The 24,968-nt window shown below is 72.9% G+C and carries 16 protein-coding genes and 1 rRNA gene; 13 read left to right on the top strand and 4 right to left on the bottom strand.

Features of this window, described 5'->3' with window-relative positions:
* Positions 1-14 precede the first annotated feature (14 nt).
* A 5S ribosomal RNA gene (gene rrf / locus O7626_RS25780) occupies positions 15-131 on the top strand.
* Positions 132-269: 138 nt separating this feature from the next.
* On the opposite strand, the gene O7626_RS25775 is transcribed toward rrf, so the two are convergent.
* Entirely contained in the window at positions 270-1,055 is a 786-nt protein-coding gene (locus tag O7626_RS25775; protein WP_278063673.1) for a hypothetical protein, read from the bottom strand.
* A 69-nt stretch (positions 1,056-1,124) separates the two neighbouring features.
* On the opposite strand from O7626_RS25775, the gene O7626_RS25770 reads away from it, so the two are divergent.
* The 3 genes from O7626_RS25770 (at position 1,125) to O7626_RS25760 (ending at position 5,659) form a co-directional block, all read left to right on the top strand.
* A complete protein-coding gene (locus tag O7626_RS25770) occupies positions 1,125-3,767 on the top strand; it encodes a valine--tRNA ligase (protein ID WP_278063672.1) in 2,643 nt (880 codons plus the stop codon).
* 237 nt (positions 3,768-4,004) lie between these two features.
* A complete protein-coding gene (locus O7626_RS25765; protein ID WP_278066315.1) occupies positions 4,005-5,276 on the top strand; it encodes a folylpolyglutamate synthase/dihydrofolate synthase family protein in 1,272 nt (423 codons plus the stop codon).
* Positions 5,273-5,659 (top strand): DUF4233 domain-containing protein, encoded by a 387-nt coding sequence (locus O7626_RS25760; protein ID WP_278063671.1) that lies wholly within the window; start codon positions 5,273-5,275, stop codon positions 5,657-5,659. The genes O7626_RS25765 and O7626_RS25760 overlap by 4 nt, the downstream gene beginning before the upstream one ends.
* A gap of 23 nt (positions 5,660-5,682) precedes the next feature.
* On the opposite strand, the gene O7626_RS25755 is transcribed toward O7626_RS25760, so the two are convergent.
* Complete coding sequence (locus O7626_RS25755) at positions 5,683-7,398, bottom strand: VOC family protein (RefSeq protein WP_278063670.1); 1,716 nt, start codon at positions 7,396-7,398, stop codon at positions 5,683-5,685.
* Positions 7,399-7,620: 222 nt separating this feature from the next.
* Positions 7,621-8,409 carry a hypothetical protein gene (locus O7626_RS25750; RefSeq protein ID WP_278063669.1) on the bottom strand — a complete coding sequence of 263 codons (789 nt, stop codon included), beginning with the start codon at positions 8,407-8,409 and terminating at the stop codon, positions 7,621-7,623.
* A gap of 384 nt (positions 8,410-8,793) precedes the next feature.
* On the opposite strand from O7626_RS25750, the gene ileS reads away from it, so the two are divergent.
* Positions 8,794-11,970: an isoleucine--tRNA ligase gene (gene ileS, locus O7626_RS25745; RefSeq protein ID WP_278063668.1), complete on the top strand. Its 3,177-nt coding sequence runs from the start codon at positions 8,794-8,796 to the stop codon at positions 11,968-11,970.
* A 189-nt stretch (positions 11,971-12,159) separates the two neighbouring features.
* On the top strand, positions 12,160-12,846 hold the full coding sequence (locus tag O7626_RS25740; protein ID WP_278063667.1) for a lysophospholipid acyltransferase family protein: 687 nt from the start codon (positions 12,160-12,162) through the stop codon (positions 12,844-12,846).
* A 34-nt stretch (positions 12,847-12,880) separates the two neighbouring features.
* Here O7626_RS25740 and O7626_RS25735 read toward each other — a convergent pair whose 3' ends face one another.
* Complete coding sequence (locus O7626_RS25735; RefSeq protein WP_278063666.1) at positions 12,881-14,902, bottom strand: hypothetical protein; 2,022 nt, start codon at positions 14,900-14,902, stop codon at positions 12,881-12,883.
* Between the two features lie 239 nt (positions 14,903-15,141).
* On the opposite strand from O7626_RS25735, the gene O7626_RS25730 reads away from it, so the two are divergent.
* From O7626_RS25730 to obgE, 7 genes are all read left to right on the top strand, one after another.
* A complete protein-coding gene (locus O7626_RS25730) occupies positions 15,142-17,130 on the top strand; it encodes a TIGR03960 family B12-binding radical SAM protein (RefSeq protein ID WP_278063665.1) in 1,989 nt (662 codons plus the stop codon).
* A 135-nt stretch (positions 17,131-17,265) separates the two neighbouring features.
* On the top strand, positions 17,266-18,012 hold the full coding sequence (locus O7626_RS25725; protein ID WP_278066314.1) for a TIGR03936 family radical SAM-associated protein: 747 nt from the start codon (positions 17,266-17,268) through the stop codon (positions 18,010-18,012).
* Between the two features lie 109 nt (positions 18,013-18,121).
* Positions 18,122-21,430, top strand: a complete 3,309-nt coding sequence (locus O7626_RS25720) for an Rne/Rng family ribonuclease (protein ID WP_278063664.1) — start codon at positions 18,122-18,124, stop codon at positions 21,428-21,430.
* Positions 21,431-21,783: 353 nt separating this feature from the next.
* Entirely contained in the window at positions 21,784-22,317 is a 534-nt protein-coding gene (locus O7626_RS25715; RefSeq protein WP_278063663.1) for a hypothetical protein, read from the top strand.
* A gap of 313 nt (positions 22,318-22,630) precedes the next feature.
* Entirely contained in the window at positions 22,631-22,945 is a 315-nt protein-coding gene (gene rplU / locus O7626_RS25710; protein WP_278063662.1) for a 50S ribosomal protein L21, read from the top strand.
* A gap of 29 nt (positions 22,946-22,974) precedes the next feature.
* The gene (rpmA, locus tag O7626_RS25705) at positions 22,975-23,232 is read left to right on the top strand and encodes a 50S ribosomal protein L27 (protein WP_278063661.1); all 258 of its coding nucleotides are present in this window, start codon (positions 22,975-22,977) and stop codon (positions 23,230-23,232) included.
* 184 nt (positions 23,233-23,416) lie between these two features.
* Positions 23,417-24,895, top strand: coding sequence for a GTPase ObgE (gene obgE, locus O7626_RS25700; RefSeq protein ID WP_278063660.1), 1,479 nt, complete (start codon positions 23,417-23,419; stop codon positions 24,893-24,895).
* Positions 24,896-24,968 lie beyond the last annotated feature (73 nt).

Raw genomic sequence — 24,968 nt, 5'->3', positions numbered from 1 at the left:
GTTGTTGATAGGGTTACGGCGGTTATGGCGGAGGGGAAACGCCCGGTTACATTCCGAACCCGGAAGCTAAGCCTTCCAGCGCTGATGGTACTGCACTCGGGAGGGTGTGGGAGAGTAAGACGCCGCCGGACATCTTCACAGGAGTGGCGCCACCCGGTTACGGGCGGCGCCACTCCTGTTTTCGTGTCATTTGCGGAGCAAGCTGCGGGGGCGAGGCCCCCGGGCTGCCCCCGGGCAAACCCCTGCTGGCGGGGCAGCGCCGCGAGCCTTCAGTCGCGACTCTGTACGGCGCCGCGGATGTCTCGGAGCAGCGCCGCGGACTCGTCGACGGAACGGCCCGCGAACATGCCCATCGTGATGCTGCCGTGGTCGGCCCAGCCGCAGAAGACCAGCTCGCCGTCCTGGATCGGCGCCGTCCCGCATTTCAAGGTTCCGCCGAGCGGGCCGGCGTCCACCGTACGGATGCCGGCGACCGGGGTGTCCTCCTCCGCCGCCAGGTCGAAAAGCAGGTCGAGATCCCGCTCCGGCTGCCAGATCAGCGCCGTACCGCCGAAGAGCAGGACGCTGCGGTCCGGGCTGGCCGGGTCGGTGTAGACGGCGCCGAAGCTTTCGGTGAAGTCGACCTCGGCGTTCACGGCGGTCCGCAGATACTCGATGGTCGCCTGCGCGCTCTCGCTCTCGTCCCGGGTCAGGCCGGCGACCTCGACCGGCGTGGCGAGGGTGGCGTCCTTCTGCTGCATGATGCGCCAGCCCACCGTGCCGAAGACGGCGGCGCCGGCGAGGCTGACCGCCAGGACCGAGCCGAGGACGATCTTCCGGCGCCGCGACGGCCGGCCGCCCCCCGGGCTCCCGGCGCCCGGACCTCCGTCACCCGGATCGCCGGGCCCCGGCTCGGCATCGCGCGCCGGTGTGACGTCCACCGCCCCGGCGTCCCGCTGGCTCGACCGGTCCCGCTCGCTCGACCGGTCCAGCACGATCGGCTGCGAACTGATCTCGATCGGGGCGCCGGAACCAGCCGGGGTGTGCCGGTCGGGACGGGGGGCATCGGACGACATAACCGCCACCGTACGCGAGCCGGAGGTGGCGCACGACGGGGCCGGCGGCCAGGCTCGTAGACTTCGAGGGTGACCGAGACTCTGGATGCGAACCGCGCCCCGGCCCCGACCCTTTCCGCCCAGTACCAGCCGGGCGAGGTAGAAGGTCGGCGGTACGAGGAGTGGGTAGCGGCCGGGCGTTTCCGGGCCTCGGCCGACAGCGACAAGCCCCCGTTCACGATCGTCATCCCGCCGCCGAACGTCACCGGCTCGCTGCACATGGGCCACGCCTTCGAGCACACCCTGATGGACGCCCTCACCCGGCGCCGCCGGATGCAGGGCTACGAGGCGCTCTGGCTGCCCGGCATGGACCACGCCGGCATCGCCACCCAGAACCTCGTCGAGCGGCAGCTCGCCGGCGAGGGGCTCTCCCGGCACGACCTCGGCCGGGAGAAGTTCGTCGAGCGGGTCTGGCAGTGGAAGGCCGAGTCGGGCGGCAAGATCCTCGGCCAGATGCGCCGGCTCGGCGACTCCGTCGACTGGGACCGCGAACGCTTCACCATGGACGAGGGGCTGTCCCGGGCGGTACAGACGATCTTCAAGAAGCTGTACGACGACGGCCTGATCTACCGCGCGGAGCGGATCATCAACTGGTGCCCGCGCTGCCTCACCGCGCTCTCCGACATCGAGGTGGAGCACACCGACGACGACGGCGAACTCGTCTCGATCCGGTACAGCGACGACGTGGTGGTCGCCACCACCCGGGCCGAGACGATGCTCGGCGACACCGCGGTGGCGGTGCACCCCGACGACGAGCGCTACAAGCACCTGATCGGCACCGAGGTGGAGTTGCCGCTGACCGGGCGGCGGATCCCGATCGTCGGGGACGAGCACGTCGATCCGAGCTTCGGCACCGGCATGGTCAAGGTGACCCCGGCACACGACCCGAACGACTTCGAGATCGGCCAGCGGCACGACCTGCCGTCGTTGACGATCATGGACGAGCGGGGTGTCGTCACCGCGCACGGCCCGTTCCAGGGACTCGACCGGTTCGAGGCCCGGCCGGCGATCGTCGCCGCGCTCCGCGAACAGGGCCGGATCGTCGCCGAGAAGCGGCCGTACGTGCACGCGGTGGGGCACTGCTCGCGGTGCCGTACGACTGTGGAACCGCGACTGTCGTTGCAGTGGTTCGTCAACACCGGACCACTGGCCCGGGCGGCCGGCGACGCGGTGCGGGACGGCCGGGTGAAGATCGAGCCCGCCGACATGGCAAAGCGGTACTTCGGCTGGGTCGACAACATGCACGACTGGTGCATCTCCCGACAGCTCTGGTGGGGGCACCGGATCCCGGTCTGGTACGGCCCGGACGGCGAGGTGCGCTGCGTCGGCCCGGACGAGCAGCCGCCGACCGGCGACGGCTGGACCCAGGACACGGACGTGCTGGACACCTGGTTCTCCAGCGCACTGTGGCCGTTCTCCACCCTCGGCTGGCCCGAGTCCACCGCCGACCTGGCGAAGTTCTATCCGACGAGCGTGCTGGTGACCGGGTACGACATCCTCTTCTTCTGGGTCGCCCGGATGATGATGTTCGGGCTGTACGCGATGGACGGCCGGCAGCCGTTCGACGTGATCGCGCTGCACGGCATGGTGCGCGACCAGTACGGCAAGAAGATGTCGAAGTCCTTCGGCAACGTGGTCGACCCGCTGGACTGGATCGAGCGGTACGGCGCCGACGCCACCCGGTTCACCCTGGCCCGGGGCGCCAACCCCGGCCAGGACGTGCCGGTGAGCGACGAGTGGTGCCAGGGCTCCCGCAACTTCTGCAACAAGCTCTGGAACGCCACCCGGTTCGCCCTGATGAACGGCGCACACGTGGCCGGCGAGCTGCCGGAGCCGGCCCGGCTCTCGACCGTGGACCGGTGGATCCTCTCCCGGTTGCAGCAGGTCACCGCCGAGGTGGACGAGCAGTTCGAGGCGTACGAGTTCGCCAAGGTCTGTGACGTGCTCTACCACTTCGCCTGGGACGACGTCTGCGACTGGTACGTCGAGCTGGCCAAGCCGGTGCTGGCCGGTGGCGGCGAGTCGGCCGAGGTCACCCGCCGGGTGCTCGGCGGAGTGCTGGACCAGCTGCTGCGGCTGCTGCACCCGGTGGTGCCGTTCGTCACCGACGAACTCTGGACCGCGCTGGCCGGCACCGAGTACGCCGGCTCGGATGCGGCCGGGCCGTCGGTGATGACCGCCGCCTGGCCGAGCGCGGTGCCGGGGCTGCGGGACGAGGCCGCCGAGCGCGAGATCGCCGAGTTGCAGCGGGTGGTCACCGAGATCCGCCGGTTCCGTTCCGACCAGGGGCTGCGGCCGGCGCAGCGGGTGGCGGCCCGGCTCGACGGGCTGACCGTCGCCGGCATCGCCGCGCACGAGCCGCTGATCCGTTCGCTGGTCCGGCTGGACGAGGCGGGGCCGGACTTCGCCGCCAGCGCCACCCTGGCGGTCTCCGGCGCGGTGACGGTGGCCCTGGACACCCGCGGCTCGATCGACGTCGCCGCCGAGCGGGCCCGGCTGGCCAAGGACCGGGCCGCGGCCGAGAAGGAGATCAACCAGGCGCGGGCGAAGCTCGACAACCCGGCCTTCCTGGCCAAGGCGCCGGAGCCGGTGGTCGACAAGATCAAGGGCCGGCTGGCGGCCGCCGAGGCGGACCTGGAGCGGATCGCCAGCGCCCTCGCGGCCCTGGGCTGACCGGCGCCCGGTCCGGATCGAGGTTGTCGGCGGTGGGTTGTCGACGGTGGGTTGGTCGGCGGTGCAGGTGGTCGGCGGCGGGTTTGTCGGCGGTGGGGCGGTGCGGGTTGTCAGGGTGGGCCGGTGGGACAGGGGGCGTACGGTGCGGGGGCGAGGAACGCGGTGAGTGAACGTGCGGAGCGGGCGGCGGAGTTCGCCCGGGTCGAGGCGGAACTTGCCGCTCGCGGGTACACCCGGATGGTTTTCGACCTCGGCCGGATCGAGGAACTGCTGGACCTGCTCGGCAGCCCGCAGCGGGCGTACCCGGCGATCCACCTGACCGGCACCAACGGCAAGACGTCGACGGCCCGGATGATCGACTCGCTGCTCCGGGCGTTCGGGCTGCACACCGGCCGGTACACCAGCCCGCACCTGGAGACCGTGCGGGAGCGGATCAGCCTGGACGGCGAGCCGGTCGGCGAGGAGCGGTTCGTCTCCGTCTACGACGAGGTGGCGCCGCTGGCCAGGCTGGTCGACGAGCGCGCCGACGAGCCGCTGACGTACTTCGACATGACCACCGCGCTCGCCTTCGCCGCCTTCGCCGACGCCCCGGTCGACGTGGCGGTGGTGGAGGTCGGGCTCGGCGGGGCGGAGGACTCCACGAACGTGCTCAGCGCCGGAGTCGCCGTGATCACCCCGATCGGGCTCGACCACACCGAGTGGCTCGGCGACACCGTCACCGACATCGCGCTGCACAAGTCCGGGATCATCCACAAGGGCGCGACCGTGATCTCGGCGGTCCAGCCGGAGGAGGCCGCCGGGCCGATCCTGGAGCGCTGCGCCGAGGTCGGCGCCACCATCGCCCGGGAGGGCGGCGAGTTCGGCGTACTGCGCCGGAGCATGGCGGTCGGCGGCCAGGTGCTGTCGTTGCAGGGCCTCGGCGGGGTCTACGACAACGTCTTCGTACCCCTGCACGGGGCGCACCAGGCGCAGAATGCCGCGATCGCGCTCGCCGCCGTCGAGGCGTTCCTCGGCGCGGGGGCGTCCCGCCAGCTCGACGTCGAGACCGTCCGGCAGGGCTTCGCCACCGCCGACTCGCCGGGCCGGCTGGAGCGGGTCCGGTCCGCCCCGACGATCCTGCTGGACGGGGCGCACAACCCGCAGGGCATGGCGGCCACCGTCACCGCCCTCCAGGAGGAGTTCGCGTTCAGCAAGCTGATCGCGCTGGTCGGCGTACTGGCCGACAAGGACGCGCCGAGCCTGCTCGAACTGCTCGAACCGGCGGTCGACGCGGTGGTGGTCACCACGAACAGCTCGCCCCGGGCGATGCCGGCCGCCGAACTCGGCGAACTGGCCGTCGAGGTCTTCGGGCCGGACCGGGTCGAGGTGGCTGCGGAGCTGCCGGACGCGATCGAGGCCGCCGTGGCGCTGGCCGAGTCCGACGTGCAGGGCGAGTTGAGCGGGGTGGGTGTACTGGTAACCGGCTCGGTGGTCACCGTGGCCGACGCGCGGCGCCTGCTGAAGCGATGACCACTCCCGACGGCAGCGGCGCGGCGGGTACGCCCGGCGGCGGGCGGCCCTCGGGGCTGCGGGACCCGAACCGGGCGGTGCGCGGCCTCGGCGCGCTGACGCTGAGCGTCGAGACGCTTGTGTTACTGCTCGCCATCCAGCCGATCCGACTGCTCGGCGGCGAACTGGGCGGCGCCGCCATCGGCGTGATCGTCGGGCTCGCGGTGCTGGCTGTCGTACTGGCCGGCTTCCTGCGCCGGGACTGGGCCTGGCAGGCCGGCACCGTACTCCAGGGGCTGTTGCTGCTCGCCGGTTTCCTGCACTGGTCGCTCGGCGCGCTGGGGCTGATCTTCGCCGCCGTCTGGGCGTACGTGCTGCACGTCCGGCGGGCGATCCTCGGCTAGCGAGCCCGGGAGGATCATCCGGCTCAGCCGGTGGCCCGGCTCCGCCACTGGGTGAGCGCGATGCCGTGCCCGTCCGGGTCCCGGAACGCGGCGGCCCAGAGTTCGAGCTTGGCGCCCCGGTTCACCGCCCGGGGTGCGTAGCTGAACTTCACACCTTTGGCGAGCAGCTCCTCGTAGAACGCGGAGACGTCGTTCACCTCGAGATTGAGGTGGACCAGCCGCCGGTTGATCGGAGCCACCTCGCGGATCGCCCGCAGCACCAGTCGGGTCGCGCCGGAGGCGAGGATCGCGTTGCCCTCACCGCCGTCGATCTCGAAGAAGCCGAGCAGGTCCCGGTAGAACGCGATCGACCGTTCGAGGTCGGTGACCAGCAGGGTGATCCCGACCCCGGCGATCGGACCGGAACCGCCGAGCCGCGCGGGCGGCTGGGTGGCGATCAGGTCGGCCAGGATCGCCTCGTCGTCCGAGGTGCCGGCGAGGTCGTCGGGGGTGCCGGCGAGGTCGTCGGGCGCCGCCGAGCCGGACGGGGTGCCGAAGCCCGGCTCCGGGTCGTCCAGCGGGATGTCGATCTCGTCGTCCGAGGTGCCGGACCGGGCCTCCGGAACCGCTGCCGCTGGCCCCGCCGCCGTTGGCTCGGAGCCGGCAGGGGTGCGGAGCCCGGCGTCGCCGCCTTCCGGCCTGTCCACGGCGTCCCCAGACCTGTGCACGCCGTCCCCAGACCTGTCCACGGCGCCTTCCGGGGCGTCCACGCCGTCCCACGGGGTGTCGACGGCTTTCTCCGGCCTGCCCAACCCGGTCGCCGGCCGGTCGCCGGCGGCGCCGAACGCCTCGTCGGAGCCGCTCGGCGGGGCGTCCGGCTCGGCCGGGCGTGCGGCCGGCGGCGCGTCGGTGACCGGCGCCCCGGCGGACGGGGACGGGGACGGGGACGGCCGTGGCCGACGCTTCCGGCCCCCCGGACCGGGGGTGGGGCGGAGCCGGCGCGGCAGCGGGGCGGCGGACGGCGGTTCCACCAGGGTCCCCTCCAGCACGATCGTCCCGCCGGGGGTCTGCCGCATCACGACCGGCTCCTCGCGGACCGTGCCCCGGTCGTCCCGGAGCGGTTCGAGGTCGCGCCCGAGCGGGCCGAGGTCGTCCCCGGTCAGGTGCTCGTCGACCGGTCCGCCGCCGGCTGGCGGCGGGGCGTACGGGTCGTCCCGGCCGGTCCGGGCCCACGGCGGCGCCTCCTGCTCGATCAGGATGTCGTCGTCGACCGGGTCGAAGTCGTGGAACTCCGGCGGCAGGTCGCCGCTGGCGGCCGCCTCGGCGTGGGTCAGCACCTCGTCCCAGAGGATCCGGACGTGCCGCTGGTCGTCGATGGCCACCATGATCGGCAGGGTGGCACCCGGATCCGGCCACTTCGACACCGGTACCCGGGGATCGCGGATCCGTACCGACCGGCCCGGCACCCCCGGAGCGTCGATCACGATCTGGAGTTCACAGCGGCCGAAGGTCGACGAGGCGGGCGGCTCGGTGACACTGTGCACGTGTCCGATCCCGGTCACCCAGGCCCGCGGACCGCTGCGTACGGCGGTGAACGCGACGAGCCCGATGGCCAGGGCGAGCAGCGCCACCCCGAGTACGGCAACCGCCCAACTGCCCATCCCCAACCCGAACAGCACGACGAAGACGGCGAAGGTGCCCAACACAGCGGCGACCAGCTTGCGCACCGGCGCGACCTGGCGGCGACGACCATCTGCCACAGTGGACCTCCCTGGTTAAGGCCAGGCTAGGCCGGATCCGACGGGAATGGAACGACCCGGGGCCGGTGTGCGGTCTTCCCCGCCGGATCGGTTCCGCCGAGCTGGCCGAACGCGCCGATCAACGACGCCGTGACCGACGACCCGACGACCCGACGGCCGGGCGGCTGGCCGGGACGGCCGGCTGGCGGCCCGCAAGGGTTGAGGGTCAGCAAGGGCTGGCGGTCAGGAAGGGCTGGCGGTCGGGGCGGGCGGCGGTGGTGTGCCGTTCGGCGGGAGTGCCGCGAGCACGGCCGAGGCGACCTCCAGCGCGGTCCGCCGGGCCAGCGCGGTCACCTCCGGAGCGTCGGTGCCCGGCCCGAACTTGAGCACCCCGACGGTGAGCAGCAGCGGACCGTGCGCGAGGACCAGAAGTGCCTCGCCGGGCAGGTAGTCCGACCCCGGGGCAGAGCGGGAGCCGGACACCGTGCCGGTGGTCAGCCGGGCCGGGACGGCACCGACCCGGACCACGGTGCTGGCCCGGCGGCCCGTCGCGCTGCGGTAGCTGAGGGTGAAGTCCGCCGGGCAGCGGGTCGAGCGGGCCCGCTCGGCGGTCCGCTCCGCCACGGCCGCGCTGGCGAACCCGGTCACCGTGACCTCCATGACCGTGGTCGGCACCGTGATTCCGCCGAACGAGGCGACCGGGTTGACCTCGACCAGTCCGGCGAAGGTCGGGTCCGGCGGCGTGAACGACTCCCCGGGGCGGGCCTCGGCGGCGAGCATCCGGCACGGCGCGACCTGCACCGAGCCGAGATCCTGCTCGGCGAGCAGCTCCGGCGAGGGCACGTCACCCCACGGTCGGACTGCCGTCGTGAGGGCCGCGAGCACCGCCTCGGGCCCGCCGGGTAGCGCGGGCGTGACGCTTGGCGACGCCGTCGGGGGCGGGGGCGGGGTGGGCGGCGGGCCCGGCTGCGGCGTACATGCCGTGAGGGCGAGCAGCGTGGTCACGCCGGCCAGCAGTGCTCTGCTACGCATCCGGTCCCCGTCCCGTGAGTGGTCGGGGCAGGCTAACCCGGGCGGTCCGATCCACGCTCCCCGATTTCGCCGGGCGGTCGCGCCCGTCGGCGGGGCTCCGGCCGGGGATATCGGGTGGGGGCGGGCCGGCAGGTCGAGTATCGTTGACGGGCACAGGCGTCGACCCGGCCATCACCGGCGAGCCTCCGGAAGAACAGGTGGAAACACCCCAGTAGAACCGGACGGGACCGGCCCGTCACAGCCGGCCAACGAGCGGGTGGTCGATCTCCGGCCGCCAAGCGGGGTGGTACCGCGGGTCCACGCGGCACGCCGGTCACCGGCGTACCACGGGGCTCGTCCTCGCAGACCACGAACGGTGAGCTGCGACGAGGAGAACGACCCGCGATGGCGTACCCCAAGAACGCCCCCGCCGGCACGGGCGTGCCGGCCAGTCCCGACCTGCCGGCCGTCGAGCAGCGCGTGCTCGACCACTGGGTGGCCGACAAGACCTTCGAGGCCAGCGTCGAGGCCCGCGACCCCGGCCCGGACGGCGGCAACGAGTACGTCTTCTACGACGGCCCGCCGTTCGCCAACGGGCTGCCGCACTACGGCCACCTGCTGACCGGCTACGTCAAGGACCTGGTGCCGAGATACCAGACGATGCGCGGCCGGCGGGTGGAGCGGCGCTTCGGCTGGGACTGCCACGGCCTGCCGGCCGAGGTGGAGGCGGAGAAGCAGCTCGGCATCACCACCAAGGCGGAGATCCTCGACCTCGGCGTCGGGCGGTTCAACGACGCCTGCCGCAGCTCGGTGCTGGCCTACACCCGGGACTGGGAGCGGTACGTCAACCGGCAGGCCCGGTGGGTCGACTTCGGCAACGACTACAAGACGCTCGACCTCAGCTACATGGAGAGCGTCATGTGGGCGTTCCGCCAGCTCCACGACAAGGGGCTGGTCTACGAGGGGTTCAGCGTGCTGGCGTACTGCTGGCGCTGCGAGACCCCGCTGTCGAACACCGAGACCCGGATGGACGACGTCTACCGGGACCGGCACGACCCGACCCTGACACTCTGGTTCGAGCTGACCCCGGACGAGAGCGCTCCGGAACCGCTGCGCGGGCCGGTCCGGGTCGGCGTCTGGACCACCACCCCGTGGACGCTGCCGTCCAACCTGGCGCTCGCGGTCGGCCCGGACATCGAGTACGCGGTACTGGAGCGGGACGGCCAGCGGTACGTCGTCGGCGCCGCCCGGCTCGGCGCGTACGCGAAGGAGCTGGACGGCTACACCCAGGTCGGCACCGTCCACGGCCGGGACCTGGTCGGCCGCCGCTACACCCCGTTCTACGACTTCCTGGTGGAGCGGGGCGGACCGAACGCCTACCAGGTGCTCGGCGCGGACTTCGTCACCACCGAGGACGGCACCGGGGTGGTGCACCTGGCCCCGGCCTTCGGCGAGGACGACCAGAAGGCGTGCAACGCGGCCGGCATCCCGACCGTGGTGACCGTGGACGACCACACCCGGTTCACCGCGCTGGTCCCGCCGTACCAGGGCGAGCAGGTCTTCGACGTGAACAAGTCGGTGATCCGGGAGCTGAAGGAGCGCGGTGTGGTGCTCCGGCAGGACACCTACACGCACGCGTACCCGCACTGCTGGCGCTGCGACACCCCGCTGGTCTACAAGGCGGTCTCGTCCTGGTTCGTGGCCGTTACGAAGGTCAAGGACCGGATGCTGGAGCTGAACCAGCAGATCAACTGGACGCCGGGACACGTCAGGGACGGCTCGTTCGGCAAGTGGCTGGCGAACGCCCGGGACTGGTCGATCAGCCGTAACCGGTTCTGGGGCTCGCCGATCCCGGTCTGGAAGTCGGACGACCCGCAGTACCCGAGGGTCGACGTCTACGGCTCGCTCGCCGAGCTGGAGGCCGACTTCGGCGTCAGGGTCACCGACCTGCACCGGCCCGGCATCGACGAGCTGACCCGGCCCAACCCGGACGACCCGACCGGGCGCTCCACCATGCGCCGGGTGCCGGAGGTGCTGGACTGCTGGTTCGAGTCCGGTTCGATGCCGTTCGCCCAGGTGCACTACCCGTTCGAGAACCGGGAGTGGTTCGAGCACCACTACCCGGGGGACTTCATCGTCGAGTACGTCCCGCAGGTGCGGGGCTGGTTCTACACCATGCACGTACTGGCGACCGCACTGTTCGACCGGCCGGCGTTCCGCAACAGCGTCGTGCACGGCATCGTGCTCGGCTCGGACGGGCGCAAGATGTCCAAGAGCCTGCGCAACTATCCGGACGTCTACGAGATGTTCGACAGCTACGGCTCGGACGCGATGCGCTGGACGCTGATGTCCTCGCCGGTGCTGCGCGGCGGCGACGTGGTGGTGAGCGAGACGGCGATCCGGGACTCGGTACGCCAGGTCCTGCTGCCGTACTGGAACGTCTGGTACTTCTTCTCGCTCTACGCCAACGCCGAGGGCTACCAGGCGAAGCGGCGGACCGACGCCGAGTCCACCGGCGACGGCGGGGCCGCCGCGGCGACCCTGCTCGACCGGTACGTGCTGGCCAAGACCCGGGAACTGGTCGAGGCGACGCAGGCGCAACTGGACGGCTACGACATCTCCGGCGCCTGCGGCACCGTCCGGTCCTTCCTGGACGCGCTCACCAACTGGTACGTCCGGCGGTCCCGGGACCGGTTCTGGTCCGGCGACCGGGACGCCTTCGACACCCTCTACACGGTGCTGGAGACGGTCAGCCGGGTGCTCGCCCCGCTGGCTCCGCTCACCGCCGAGGAGGTCTGGCGCGGGCTGACCGGGGAGCGGTCGGTGCACCTGGCCGACTGGCCGGAAGCCGCCGAGTTCCCGGCCGACCACGAACTGGTCGCCGCGATGGACGCCATCCGGTCGGCCGCCTCGGCCGCGCTGTCGCTGCGCAAGGCGAAGGGCCTGCGGGTACGGCTGCCGCTGCCGTCGCTGACCGTGGCCACCCCGGCCGCGGCCACCCTGCGCCCCTTCGCCGAACTGGTCGCCGACGAGGTGAACGTCAAGGCGGTCACCTTCAGCGAGGAGCTGGCCAGCTACTGCGAGCAGGTGCTCACGGTGGTGCCCCGGGCGCTCGGCCCCCGGGTCGGCAAGCAGGTGCAGACTGTGATCAAGGCGGTCAAGTCCGGCGACTGGGCGCTTGTCGACGGCGTACCGGAGGCGGCCGGGGTGCGGCTGGAGCCTGGCGAGTACGAGCTGAAACTGGTGCCGGCCGACCCCGAGCACTCGGCCCCGCTGCCCGGCACGGAGGGGGTGGTGGTGCTGGACACCACCGTCACCCCGGAACTCGCCGCCGAGGGGCTGGCCCGGGACGTCGTACGGGTGGTCCAGCAGGCCCGCCGGGATGCCGGGCTGGACGTCTCGGACCGGGTCGAGGTGCGGCTCGCCGCCGGGCCGGAGGTGGTCGCGGCGGTCGGCGCGTACCGGGACTTCGTGGCCCGGGAGGTGCTGGCCGACTCGGTCGACTTCGCCGACCGGCTCGACGGTTTCGCCGGTGAGGTCGGCGAGGGCGACCGGGTGACGGTGACGGTACGCCGCAACTGAGCCGGCCCGGGGGCGCTGCCGCGGCCGGGTCGGCCCGGGGCTGATGCCGGAGCCCGAGTCGGCCCGGGGCCGGTGCCGTCGGGCATTGTCCGGCCGGTCCGGGTGGGTGATCGAGACGGTCACCTACGCGGACCGGCCGGGCGTCGGTTAACGTGACACCGCCCGATCACCTCGACCGCCGGAGGTCCCGTGCCGCTGCTCTACACCCTCGGCCAGTACACCGTGGGCACCGCGATGCGGGTTGGCTGGCGTCCGACAGTGGATGGCCTGGAGAACGTCCCCGCCACCGGCGGGGCGATCTTCGCGGGCAACCACCTCTCGGTCGCCGACGAGTTGTTCCTCGGTTCGGTGGTGCCCAGGCACATCGCCTTCTGGGCCAAGTCCGAGTACTTCACCGGCACCGGACTGCGGGGCTGGTTCACCCGTTCCGTGATAGGCGGGCTGGGCGCGATCCGGGTGGAACGGGCCGGCGGCCGGGCCGCGCTCTCCGCGTTCGACGGGGCGATCCCGGTGCTGCGCGCCGGTGACCTGGTGGCGATCTATCCCGAGGGCACCCGGTCGCCGGACGGGCGCCTCTACCGGGGACGGACCGGGGTGGCCAGGCTGGCGCTGGCCGCCGAGGTGCCGGTGATCCCGGTCGGGATGATCGGCACCGAGCGGGTGCAGCCGATCGGTGTCCGGGTGCCCCGGCTCGGCACCGGCAAGGTGACGGTCCGGTTCGGCAAGCCGATGGACTTCGCCGGCCGCCCCAGCGACCGGACGTCGCTGCGGCAGATCACCGACGAGATCATGACGGGGATCCAGGAGCTGACCGGGCAGGAGTACGTTCCCAGGTACGCTCCGGCCCGCAACGTGGCCGAGAACGGCGGCTCCTAGCCGCCCGGCGGGGCCGTGCGGACGGCCCCGCCGGTCAGCTCGTGCCGGCGCTGCCGGTCCCCGAGCCGACCGGGTCCCGGACGATGATGTTGTCCCGCAGCGTGCTCAACAGCTCGGAACTGTCCGCGACCGACAGTCGGGTGAACAGGGCGGTGGCCAGGCTGCCGTGGTCGGCCCAGGTGCAGACCACCACCTCGTCGCCGTTGACCGTGCCGGTGCCGCAGCTGCGGTACTCGCCGCGTACCCCGGTCGGCACCGGCTCGACCGAGGTGACCGCGTACTCGTCCTGGAGCCGGGTGAGTTCGTCCTGCACCGCCGACTCGGGACTGAGCTGGAAGCCGGTGCTGCCGAAGATCACCACCCGCTTGCCGTTCGAGGCCCGGTAGACCCCGGCGAACGCCTCACCGCCGCTGAACCAGTTCCGCGCCCGGACCTCCTGCTTCAACCGCTCGGCGGTCTGCCGGCCGTCCGCGTTGTCCAACAGCCGCAGGTCGAGTACCTCGCTCGGCAGCGGATCCACAGGCGAGGCGGGGTACTGGTCCCAGATCGGCTTGGCGTAGTACGCCGGGATGCCGCAGCAGCAGACGATGGTGAGCAGGGTCAGCGTGAACATCACCCGGGGCCAGCGCCGCCGACGGCGTACCGGCGGAGCGGGAGCGGGCGGCGCCTTGCGGACCGGCGGCGCCTCCGGCCGGCGCCGTTGCTTCGCCGGTCGGGGCGGGGGGGCCGGTGGTGGCGGCTTCCGGGGCGCGGGCGGTGCCGGCGGCCGGGCGGACTGTGCCGGCGGCGGCGGAGGAGGCGCTGGTGCGGGCTTTGGTGCGGGTCCCGGGCGCGGCGCCGGGCCACTGTGCGGTCGTGGTCCTGGTTGTGGCGGCGGCCCGGGTGGCGCGGGGAAGCGGCGGGTCACCGGCAGCTGCCGGGCCGGGGGCGGGCTGACCGGCGCGTCGTAGCCGACCGGCGGGCGCTGGGGGACCGGCTGTGCGTGACCACCGACCGGCGGGTGGGGTGCCGGCTGCGGATGGCCGTGCCCACCGGCCGGCGGGTACGGCTGGTGCGCCTCCCACGGGTCGTCGGCGGCGCCCGCCCACGGGTCGACCGGGGTGGGGATCTCGTCCTCGTCCACCTCGACCTCCGGCATCCGCAGGGTCGGGTCCACCGGTCGGGTCCGGGCCGTCGGTGCCGCCGGAGCCTCGACGTCCTCGGCCTCGCCCCGGAGCCAGCGTCGCTTACGCGGCGGCCGGGGCGGTGGTACGGCCGCCGAGCCGGTCCAGCGCGGCGCGGCCACCCGGGTCGGCGCCGGCCCCTCGTCCTCGGCTGACGGTGCCGGCGTCCCCGTTCCGGCTGACGGTCCTGCCGTCCCCGTTCCGGCCGGCGGTGCCGGCGTGTCCGTCCCGGCCGGATTCACGGCGGTGGTGGCCCCGGCGGCCGGTCGGTCGATCCGGGTCGGATCGGTCGGTTGTCGTACCTGGTCGGGCTCGGCTCGGTCGATCCGGGTCGCTTCGGCCGGCTGGCCGGCCGGGTCCGGCTCGGGCCGTTCGACCCGGGTGGCATCGGTGGGCGGCCGGGTACGGCGCGTGGGTACCTCGTCCTCCCCTGCCGGCGCTTTCTCGGCCGGGGGCCGGGGGGCGGTGCCGGGCGGCGGAGTGGGCCGGGTCGGCAGGTCGGAGTCGACGTCGAGGTCCTTGGCGAGGGCGGTGTCGGTGTCGGTGGAAGTGTCGGGTTCCGCCGGTGCTGCGTCGACGGTCTGCGCCGGGACCTCTGCGGCCTCCGCGGGGACCGCCACGGCCGTTTCGCCCGGCTCGGCGGGTCGGGCGTCCGGCTGCTCGCCGCCTTGGTCAACCGGCTGTTCACCAGGTCGGTCGTCCGGCTCAGCAGCTCGGGCGTCCGGCTGCTCGCCGCCTCGGTCGTCCGGCTCGGCGGGTCGGGCGTCCGGCTGGTCGCCGGTCCGGGCGGGCTGGTCGCCGGCCGCCACGGTCGCCGTTCCGTCGGCCGGGGGTGGACCGGCCGACGTGGCTCGGCCCGCCGGGGCGGTCTCCTCCGGCTGCGGTGGGGGCATCGTGCGGATCTCCTCTCGCGCCCGTCCGAGGTTAGTACCGCCCGACCAATCGGTCGTTGCCCGCCGGATCGTACGAGGGTCGGTGACGGCGGGGAAATCCCGGCGAGCCGGCAAGTGGGGGAGATGTTCGGCGGAATCAGGCGGCCGGCCGCTCGCGGGGACTACCGCATCGGGTTGCGGACGTGCCGCGTACTCTGGATGGTTGGTCGGTGTTCCAACACATTGTCCCGGGAGGTTCCATGAGCGCCGCGTCGTCTGCCGCGGGGAAGTCAGCGGCGATGACGGTCTGGCCGCAGCTTGAGCAGTTGCTGCCCCAGGTCAGCAAGCCGATCCAGTACGTCGGCGGTGAGCTGGGCGCGGTGGTCAAGGACTGGGACTCGGCGGTCGTCCGGTGGGCGCTGATGTACCCGGACGCGTACGAGGTGGGGCTGCCGAACCAGGGCGTGCAGATCCTCTACGAGGTGCTCAACGAGCAGCCGGGCGTACTCGCCGAGCGGACGTACGCGGTCTGGCCGGACCTGGAGCGGCTGATGCGGGCGAACGACGTGCCGCAGTTCACCGTCGAGGCGCACCGGCCGGTCGGCGCGTTCGACCTGTTCGGGATCTCGTTCGCCACCGAACTCGGCTACACCAACCTGCTCACCGCGATCGACCTGGCCGGCATCCCGCTGCTGTCGGCCGACCGCACCGACGCGGACCCGGTGATCGTGGCCGGCGGGCACGCCGCGTTCAACCCCGAGCCGATCGCCGACTTCGTCGACGCGGCCGTACTCGGGGACGGCGAGGAAGCCGTACTGGAGATCACCGAGATCGTCCGGGGTTGGAAGGCCGAGGGCAGCCCCGGCGGGCGGGACGAGCTGCTGCTCCGGCTGGCCCGGACCGAGAGCGTCTACGTGCCGCGTTTCTACGACGTCGACTACCTGCCGGACGGCCGGATCCAGCGGGTCGTGCCGAACCGGGCGGACGTGCCGTTCCGGGTGCACAAGCGGACGACGATGGACCTGGACGCCTGGCCGTACCCGAAGAAGCCGATCGTGCCGCTCGCCGAGACCGTGCACGAGCGGTACGCGGTGGAGATCTTCCGGGGTTGCACCCGGGGCTGCCGGTTCTGCCAGGCCGGCATGATCACCCGTCCGGTACGGGAGCGTTCGATCACCACGGTCGGCCAGATGGTCGCCGACGGCCTCGAATACTCCGGCTTCTCCGAGGTGGGGCTGCTGTCGCTCTCGTCGGCCGACCACTCGGAGATCGGCGACATGTGCTCCGGCCTGGCCGAGCAGTACGCCGGCACCAACGTCTCGCTCTCGCTGCCGTCCACCCGGGTCGACGCCTTCAACATCGACCTGGCCCAGGAGCTGTCCCGCAACGGTCGGCGGACGGGCCTCACCTTCGCCCCGGAGGGTGGCTCGGAGCGGATCCGCAAGGTGATCAACAAGATGGTGTCGGAGGAAGACCTCATCCGCACCGTGGTCACCGCCTACACCAACGGCTGGCGGCAGGTGAAGCTCTACTTCATGTGCGGGCTGCCGACGGAAGAGGACGAGGACGTCCTCCAGATCGCCCGGCTCGCGCACGAGGTGATCAAGGCCGGGCGGGCGGCCACCGGCTCCAAGGACATCCGCTGCACCGTCTCGATCGGCGGCTTCGTACCCAAGCCGCACACCCCGTTCCAGTGGGCCCGGATGGAGCGGCCCGAGGTGATCGACAACCGGCTCAAGCTGCTCAAGCAGGCGATCAACTCCGACCGGTCGCTTGGCCGGGCGATCGGCTACCGCTACCACGACGGCGAGCCGTCGCTGATCGAGGGACTGCTCAGCCGGGGCGACCGGCGGGTCGGTGCCGTCATCCGGCGGGTCTGGGAGAACGGCGGCCGGTTCGACGGCTGGAGCGAGCACTTCTCCTACCAGCGCTGGGTGGACGCCGCCGCCGAGGTGCTGCCGGCCTTCGGGGTGGACCTCGACTGGTACACCGTCCGGGAGCGGGAACAGGCCGAGGTGCTGCCCTGGGACCACCTCGACTCCGGGCTGGACAAGGACTGGCTCTGGCAGGACTGGCAGGACGCCCTGACCGGGTACGAGCAGGACGACTGCCGGTGGACCCCGTGTTTCGACTGCGGAGTCTGCCCGTCCATGGACACCGAGATCCAGATCGGCCCGACCGGCAAGAAGCTGCTGCCGCTGACGCCGGTGAACACCGGCCTGCGGATGCCGGCCGGCGCCGGACACTGAACCCGGCCGTCCGGCGGAACACCTGATTCCGGGCGGACGGCCCTTCCCCTGCACCTTCGGTACCCGAGGAGCGGCACGATCAGCAGGAAACCACAGCCCGAGGGCGGCCAGGCGCCGGTCGTACAGCGGATCCGGATCAGGTACGCCAAGCGTGGGCCGCTGAGGTTCACCTCACACCGGGACTTCGCGCGGGCCTTCGAGCGCGCGTTGCGCCGGGCCGGCGTACCGGTGGCGTTCTCCCAGGGCTTCACCCCGCATCCGAAGATCTCCTACGCCAGCGCCGCCCCGACCGGGGTGGCCAGCGAGGCGGAGTACCTCGAAATCGGACTCCAGCAGCCGGTCGAGCCGCACGTGCTGCTCACCGCCCTGGACGCCGGGCTGTCGCCCGGACTCGACGTACTCGACGCGGTGGTGGCCGGCAGCGGCAGCCTGGCCGACCGGATCGACGCGTCCCGCTGGCGGATTGAACTGTCCGGTATCGAGCCGGATGTCGCCCGCGTCGCTGTCTCGTCCTTTATGGCCGCCTCGGAAGTGCTGGTCGAGCGGATGACCAAGCAGGGCCGACGGGTCTTCGACACGCGGGCCGCCGTCGCGACCATCGATGTGATCGAGAGGACCGAGGCACCTTCCGGGGTCGCGGGCGTACCGTGTGCGATACTCGAAGTGGTCGTGCGGCAGGTCACCCCGTCCGTACGACCCGATGACGTCCTTGCCGGCCTCCGCGTGGTGGCCGACCTGGAGCCGCCGGTGCCGCCGCAGGCGACCCGGCTGGCGCAGGGCACGCTGACCGCGCAGGGGGAGATCGTGGATCCGTTGGAGGCGGATCGCGACGGGACCGCCATCGACGAACGCCAGCCGGAAGTCCGGCCGGCGGTCAGGTAGGCAGACTTCGGCGACCCGGTCTCCTTGACGCGTCACCGGAAACACTTTGCGGCAACCCTGCGTGGCAGCGCTCACCCGCGCCCGGGGAAGCCAGAACTGGAGAACGTCCATGCTCGAGAACGAGCCAGAGGGCGGAGAACGGACCGGCGCGGAGCCGGCCGTCGACGCCACCACCGCAAGCGGCAGCACCGAGCGCACGAACCCGCCGGACGCTCCCACGCAGGGCGGTGCCGTGCAGAGCGCCCCCGGACAGGGTGCGACCGCGCAGGACGGTGCCGCGCACAGCGCCCCCGCACCGGGTGCGGCGGCGCAGGACGGTGCCGAGGAGGCACCTGTGCGGCGGCGTACCACCCGGCGCCGCACCGCCAGCACGGCGAGCGAGCCGGCGCCGACCGGGATACCGGCCGAGGCGCCCAGCAGCACCCGGGCGACCAGCGGCGAGGCCACCGACGCCGAGGTACTGGCACCGATGGCCGCCGGCATAGAGCCCGCGCCGAAGGCGACCCGGCGGCGGCGCAAGGCCACCACGGCGGACAAGAAGGACGACACCGGACTACCGGCCGCCGAGACCACTCCGATCGGTGGAACGACTCCGGCCACCGAGACGGCTGCGGGGGCGACTCCGGCCACCGAGCCGACCCCAGCCGGTGGGACCGGTGCGACTCCGACCGGTGCTGCCGCTGGTCCGGGCAGCTCCGCCGCCGGCGTCGAGGACGCGGCGACTGGCGAATCCGTACCTCCGGTGAAGGTGACCCGGACCCGGCGGAAGAAGGCGACGCCGCCCGCCGCGCCGACCGAGGCCGCCGGCGACCTGCCGACGGCTGCCGAGAGTGTCCCGGCGGTGACGGATAGTTCCCCGGCAGTGGCGAGTAGTTCCCCGGCGGCTGCTCAGGATGTCTCAGCGGTGGCCGGTGAGGTGCCGGTGACCCGCGCCGATGCCGATGCCGATGCTGGCGCTGGCGCGTCCGGCGGGGCCGAGCTGACCGGCGGGGCCGGCCTGCCGGCGACCGCCGAGCCGGTCGAGGGAGCGGTGGTGTCCCGGGGGCGTCGGCGCCGCGCCGCGCTCTCCGCGCCCACGGTGCTGTTCATGCCACCCGAGCCGGAGACTCCGCCGGCCTGGGGCGCACCGGCGGCCGAGACCGTCCCGGCGCCCCGGCCGACCGAGGCGGAGGCCGAGGGTGAGCCGGTGGAGCCGGTCGAGGGCACCCGGCGGCGCCGGCGGGGACGGCGCGGTGCCGAACCGGCCGTGCCGGACGCCGAGGCCGAGGCCGGGACGGCGGCAGTCGTCGCCGACCAGGACGCCCCGGACCTGACGGACTCCGAGGCGGACACCGACTCGGACGCCGACCTCGACTCGGACGACGAGAGTGCGGCGGCCCGGCGCCGGCGCCGACGCGGTCGCCGGGGACGCGGCCGGGGCAAGGGCGGCGCGGACGACATCGACGACGCCGAGGAGAGCGACGAGCCGGCGGCGCAGGTCGAGGCCGTCGCCGACGAGGACGAGGACGACGACGGCGAGAACGGTGACGGGGTGACCCGGCGCCGCCGTCGACGTCGACGCAAGGGCGCCGGCGACACCGACGGTACGGCCGAGGACGGCGTACACACCGTTATCAAGATCCGTGAGCCTCGCAAGAGCGTGGACGAGGTGCAGGGCGTCTCCGGCTCGACCCGGCTGGAGGCCAAGCGGCAGCGCCGCCGGGACGGTCGCGAGCAGCGGCGTACCCGCCCGCCGATCCTGAGCGAGTCGGAGTTCCTGGCCCGCCGGGAGGCGGTCGACCGGGTGATGGCGGTACGCCAGCGCGGCGACCGCACCCAGATCGCCGTACTGGAGGACGGGGTGCTGGTCGAGCACTACGTCACCCGGGCCTCCGCCGGCACCATGGCCGGCAACGTCTACCTCGGCAAGGTGCAGAACGTGCTGCCCAGCATGGAGGCGGCCTTCGTCGACGTCGGGCGGGGCCGCAACGCGGTGCTCTATGCCGGCGAGGTCAACTGGGACAGCAGCGGCCTGGAGGGGCGGGCCCGCTCGATCGAGCAGGCGCTGCGTTCCGGCGACTCGGTGCTGGTGCAGGTCACCAAGGACCCGATCGGGCACAAGGGTGCCCGGCTGACCAGCCACATCGCGCTCTCCGGGCGGCACCTGGTCTACGTACCCCACGGCAACGCCTCGGGGATCAGCCGCAAGCTGCCGGACACCGAGCGTAAGCGGCTCCGCGACATCCTGAAGAAGCTGGTGCCGGACGGTGCCGGCGTGATCGTCCGGACCGCGGCCGAGGGAGCCAGCGAGGACGAGCTGGCCCGGGACGTGAAGCGGCTCCAGGCGCAGTGGGAGGACATCCAGGTCAAGGCGGCCGAGGGTGGCGCCCCGGTGCTGCTCTACGAGGAGCCCGACCTGGTGATCCGGGTGGTCCGGGACCTGTTCAACGAGGACTTCCGCGAGCTGGTCGTGCAGGGCGACGAGTCGTACGACATGGTCGAGTCCTACCTCTCGCACGTCTCGCCGGACCTGGTGCCCCGGCTGCGCCGGCACACCGGCACCGGGGACGTCTTCGCCGAGCGGCGGATCGACGAGCAGATCCTCAAGGGGCTGGACCGGAAGGTCTTCCTGCCCTCCGGCGGTCACCTGGTGATCGACCGGACCGAGGCGATGACGGTGATCGACGTCAACACCGGCAAGTACACCGGTGCCGGCGGCAACCTGGAGGAGACGGTCACCCGGAACAACCTGGAGGCGGCCGAGGAGATCGTCCGGCAGCTCCGGCTCCGCGACCTCGGCGGTATCGTCGTGATCGACTTCATCGACATGGTGCTGGAGTCGAACCGCGAGCTGGTGCTGCGCCGGCTCACCGAGTGCCTGGGCCGGGACCGGACCAAGCACCAGGTGACCGAGATCACCTCGCTCGGCCTGGTCCAGATGACCCGGAAGCGGATCGGTGCCGGGCTGCTGGAGGCGTTCAGCGAGACCTGCGACTGCTGCAAGGGCCGCGGCCTGATCATCCACACCGAGCCGGTGCCGGAGAAGTCCCGGCCGGGCGCCGGCGACAAGGTCAAGGCGGTCGCGTCGGCCACCGGTACCCCGGCGTCGGCCGGGAACGCGACATCCGAGGCGCCGGCCGGTGGTGGTCGACGCCGGGGCCGCAAGGCAGCGGCACCGGAGCGGGTCGTCGTCGAGGTCTCGGAGTACGAGGACACCATGGGGTACGACCTGTCCCGCTACGAGGCGGACAGCGACGGCCCCGGGGCCGGAGACGTCGCCGAGGCCGGGCCGACCGAGCCGATGCGGCTTGTCGGTGCCGGTGACCCGGACGGTATCGAGGACACCGGTGACCCGGACGCGGAGGCCGACGGTACGGAGGTCGGCGGCGGTCGTCGCCGGGCCCGGCGCGGCGGCACCCGCCGCCGTACCCGCCCCTGACGCCGTGCTGGTCCGTCCGGGTCGTACCCGGCCCGCCCGCTGACGCCCGCCGGACCTGACGTCGTCGTCAGGTCCGGACGCGGGCGGGTGCAGGTCCGGGCGCTGCCGGGGTCGGCCGGCGCGCAGGGAACGGACGCTGAACGGGTGCGGGCCGGCGCGGGGCACGGATGCTGAACGGGTGCGGGCCGGCGCGGGGCACGGATGCTGAACGGGTGCGGCCGGTGGCGGGACTTGGTTTCCTGGCGCCGGTGGTGGCTAGGCTGGTCACTCCCTCGCGATCCCCGACCGGTCGCCGGCCACCGCCGGCACCTCCTCGCGGGGGGCCAGCCGCACTCCCGGAGGAGACGAAGACCATGCGACGCCTGCTGGTGACCGCCGCTATCACCGCCGCGCTGTTCGCGGCGGCCGGCTGCTCGGGTGAGCGCGACGGAGCCGCACCCGGCCCGTTCGGCAGCCCGTCGAGCGGGGCGCCGTCCCCGGGCGCCGGGACGCCGGGCACCAGCAGCCCGGGCGGCCCGTCCGGATCTCCGGCCGTGGCGGACACCAGGCCGGCGGGCGGCAACGGCAAGGAGGTCTGCGAGGCCGCCACCAAGGCCGCCACCTCCTCGGTGCAGACCTTCGTCTCGGAGCTGGGCAAGTCGCTCCAGGCGACCGGAGCCGGCGACACCGCCGGGGCGCAGACGGCGCAGCGCAAGGCGGAGGCAGCCCTGCGGACCTGGGGCGACGCGATGCGGGAGCAGTCCGCCCGGGCCACCGACGAGCGGCTCAAGACGGTACTGGCCGAGATCGCGACCGAGGTCGGCACGATGAAGGCCACCGTCGAGTCCGTGGACGAGAACAAGCTCGAGCAGTTGCAGCAGCGGCTCGACCAGCTCTGCGCGACCTGACCCCCACCCAGCCGGTATGCCGAGACCCGGCACGGCGGCGCCGCGGTGCTGCGGCTGTACGGCGGTGCGCCGTGCGCCGTGCGCCGTTCGCCGCGCGGCGGGCGGCGGGCGGCGGGCGGCGGGCCTGGTCACCGGCTCACGCACCGGCCTCGGGCGTGGGGCCGGTTTGGGTGCCGGGCCCGGCATGGCGTACGCTAGCCTGCGGCGCAGATTACGCGCCACGTTCTCGCGTGCCCGTCCCCGCACCTCGTGCGGTCGAGTGGGCCGTCGCGAACAACCACCCGCAGCCTCAACGACAGGGAGTCCGCGTCCGATGTACGCGATCGTCAAGACCGGCGGCAAGCAGTACAAGGTCGCCGAGGGCGACGTGATCGAGGTCGAGAAGCTGGTCGGCCAGCCGGGCGACGCGGTCAAGCTCGCCGCCGTCCTCCTCGTCGACGGGGACAACCTGGTGACCGACGCCGGGCAGCTGGCCAAGGTCGCGGTGTCCGGCGAGATCGCCGAGCACACCAAGGGTCCGAAGATCCGGATCCACAAGTTCAAGAACAAGACCGGCTACCACAAGCGCCAGGGTCACCGCCAGCCGCTGACCAAGGTCAAGGTGACCGGCATCTCCAACGGCAAGTAAGCCCCAGCGGAAAGACAGGTCGTCCTCAGATGGCTCACAAAAAGGGTGCGTCCAGCTCGCGGAACGGTCGCGACTCCGCGGCACAGCGGCTCGGCGTCAAGCGGTTCGGTGGGCAGGTCGTCAACGCCGGCGAGATCCTGATCCGTCAGCGGGGCACCAAGTTCCACCCCGGTGACCTGGTCGGTCGTGGCGGCGACGACACGCTGTTCGCGCTGGCCGCCGGTGCGGTCCAGTTCGGCACCAGGCGCGGTCGCAAGGTCGTCAGCATCGTGCCGTCCGAGCGGTAACGTCAGTTTTCCGGCGGAGCGGGCCGCGGACCTGGTGTCCCGGCCCGCTCCGCCGTTTTCTCGTCCTGTCCGTCGACCGGGCCCGGCCTCCTCGGCCGGGCTGGCGGCGGGCGGGCCTGGGCCGGCGGGCGGACCTGGGCCGTATCCGGTGCCGCCAACCGGCGCCGATGAAAGGATTGGCAGCGTGACCACGTTCGTTGACCGGGTCGTACTGCACCTGCAGGCCGGTGACGGCGGGCACGGTTGCGTCTCGATCCATCGGGAGAAGTTCAAGCCGTTCGGCGGGCCGGACGGCGGCAACGGCGGGCACGGCGGAAGCGTCTCCCTGGTGGTCGACCCCCAGGTGCACACCCTGCTCGACTTCCACTTCCGGCCGCATGTCAAGGCCGAGAACGGCAAGGGCGGCGCCGGCTCCAACCGGGACGGCGCCAACGGGCAGCACCTGGTGCTCAAGGTCCCGGACGGCACGGTCGTGCACGCCATGGACGGTACGGTGCTGGCCGACCTGACCGGCACCGGCACCACCTTCGAGGTGGCCCGGGGCGGTCGCGGCGGTCGGGGCAACGCCGCCCTGGCCAACGCCCGCCGCAAGGCACCCGGCTTCGCCGAGCTGGGCGAGCCCGGGGACCGGCTGGACGTCGTACTCGAACTCAAGAGCGTGGCCGACATCGGCCTGGTGGGTTTCCCGTCGGCCGGCAAGTCCTCGCTGATCTCGGTACTCTCGGCGGCCAAGCCGAAGATCGCCGACTATCCGTTCACCACGCTGGTGCCGAACCTCGGTGTGGTCCGGATCGACGAGCACACCTTCACCATCGCCGACGTGCCGGGGCTGATCCCGGGGGCGGCCAGCGGCAAGGGGCTCGGGCTGGCGTTCCTGCGGCACATCGAGCGCTGCGCGGTACTGGTGCACGTGGTGGACGCGGCCACCCTGGAGCCGGGGCGCGACCCGCTGGCCGACATCGACGCCATCGAGGCTGAGTTGTCCGAGTACGGCGGGTTGGCCGACCGGCCCCGGCTGGTCGTGCTCAACAAGATCGACGTACCGGACGGGCGAGACCTGGCCGAGATCGTCCGGCCCGACATCGAGGCGCGTGGCCTGCGGGTCTTCGAGGTCTCAGCGGTGACCCGGGAAGGGCTGCGCGAGTTGACCTTCGCACTGGCGGAGCTGGTCGAGCAGTCCCGGGCGGTGGCGCCGGACCTGGAACCGACCCGGATCGTGATCCGGCCGACGGCTGTCGACGACGCGGGCTTCACCGTCGAGGCGGCACCGGACGGCGCGTACGTGGTGCGTGGGCAGCGGCCGGAGCGCTGGGTCAAGCAGACCAACTTCGACAACGACGAGGCGGTCGGCTATCTGGCGGACCGGCTGGCCCGGCTCGGCGTCGAGGACCAACTCGCCAAGGCAGGTGCCGAACCGGGCAGCCTGGTCCGGATCGGCGAGCGGGAGTTCGACTGGCAGCCGACGCTGTACGCCGGCGCGGAGTACGTGCCGAGCGCCCGGGGCACCGACAGCCGGTTGGCCGAGCAGGTGACCCGGCCGACGGCGGCAGAGCGGCTCGCCGCCCGCAAGGCCCGCCGGCAGCGTCCGTCCGGCGAGCTGGTCGAGGAGTCGGGGCCGGACGGCGGTGTCCCGCCGCCGGTCGACCGCCTCGACGAGGACTGAGCGCGACAGACCGTCATCTCCCTGCGGAGCGGAGTCACCTGTCTACGGAGCGGCGTCATCTCCCCTACAGAGC

Origin of the sequence: Micromonospora sp. WMMD1102 (genome assembly GCF_029626265.1) — a bacterium.
Lineage (GTDB): Bacteria > Actinomycetota > Actinomycetes > Mycobacteriales > Micromonosporaceae > Plantactinospora.
Note: the sequence above shows the minus strand (reverse complement) of the source record. Positions and strands in the feature narration are given on the sequence as shown.